At 77.3% G+C, this 1,325-nt stretch carries 2 protein-coding genes; both read left to right on the top strand.

Going from position 1 to position 1,325, the window contains the following annotated elements; translation table 11 throughout:
- The coding region (locus ACSNOD_RS31230) for a DUF6986 family protein (protein WP_436770446.1) at positions 1-365 on the top strand (365 nt) is incomplete at its 5' end.
- A 70-nt stretch (positions 366-435) separates the two neighbouring features.
- Positions 436-1,325, top strand: an 890-nt coding sequence (locus ACSNOD_RS31225; RefSeq protein WP_436770445.1) for a serine/threonine-protein kinase, incomplete at its 3' end; no start/stop codon positions are given.

Here is a 1,325-nt window from a genome sequence, read left to right as displayed (position 1 = left end):
GCACCACCGAACAGGTCCACGACGCCTGGCGGCTGCACCACCGCCTCGTACGGCGCTCGCTGGCCCGCGCCTACTACCAGGGCTGGGACATGCACCCCGGCCATCTGCCCACCCGCTACGCCGCCGTCTACGCCTTCCACCGCGAGGGCCTCCCGGCGGCCGCGGCCCGGCTGCGGGCGTATGTGCGCCGCGCGGGCGGGGCGGTCATGGACGAGCCCGCCACCGCCAAGGCCCTCAGCGGCCAGCTGCTGCGCGGCCTCGACTGCGGCGCGCTCGACGCCGACGAGGTGACCGCCCTCACCGGCCTCGCCCGCGCCGACCTCGACGCCCTGGCCGGCCGCCCCCCGGCGCCCACCGCCCCGTAGGCTCCCGCGAGCGCCCCGGGCGCTTAGGCTGTACCCCCGAAACGGCGGGCGAGACGAACGGGGCAGCGGTGTGACGGCGGGGGACAGCGAGCGCAACGAGTCCGGGCGGCTGGTCGCCGGGCGCTACCGCGTGGTGCGGCAGCTGGGGCGGGGCGGGATGGGGGTGGTGTGCCGGGCCGTCGACGAGGTCCTGGGCCGCGAGGTCGCCCTCAAGGAACTGCGCACCTTCACCGACTCCTCCGGCCCCGAACTCGCCGACCTGCGGCTGCGCATGCGCCGCGAGGCACGCGCCGCGGCCCGCGTACGGCACCCCGGCGTCATCGCCGTGCACGACGTGGCCGAGGACGACGGCAGACCCGTCATCGTCATGGAGCTGGTCGACGGCCCGTCGCTGGACGACGTGCTCCGGGAGCGCGGGGTGCTCGACCCCCGCGAGGCCGCCGGGATCGGCGCGAAGGTCATGGACGCCCTCGCCGCCGCCCACCGCGCCGGAGTGCTCCACCGGGACGTCAAGCCGGGCAATGTGCTGCTGGAGCACGGCGGCCGGGTCGTCCTCACCGACTTCGGCATCGCCACCATGGAGGACCCCGGCGACGGCGCCGCCACCCGGCTCACCCGGAGCGGCGACATCGTCGGTTCCCTCGACTACCTGGCGCCGGAGCGCGCCCAGGGGCAGTCGCCCGGCCCCGCCTCCGACATCTGGTCGCTGGGCGCCACGCTCTACGCCGCCGTCGAGGGCTCCTCGCCGTTCCGCCGCACCTCCACCTGGTCGACGCTCTCCGCGATCGTCGCCGAACCGCTGCCGGAGCCCCGCCGCGCCGGTCCGCTCGCGCCCGTCCTGCGGGCGCTGATGGGCAAGGACCCCGCGGCGCGGCCGGACGCGAGCGCGGCGCGCGACCTGCTGCGGGCCGTCGCGGCCCCGACAGCGGGTGACGACGCCGCGCGTTCGGCCACGGTGCT

It is taken from the genome of Streptomyces sp. URMC 123, from assembly GCF_051386515.1.
In the GTDB taxonomy this organism is placed as follows: Bacteria; Actinomycetota; Actinomycetes; order Streptomycetales; family Streptomycetaceae; genus Streptomyces.
The sequence above is the reverse complement of the archived record's forward strand: the minus strand, read 5'-3'. Positions and strand labels throughout refer to the sequence as shown.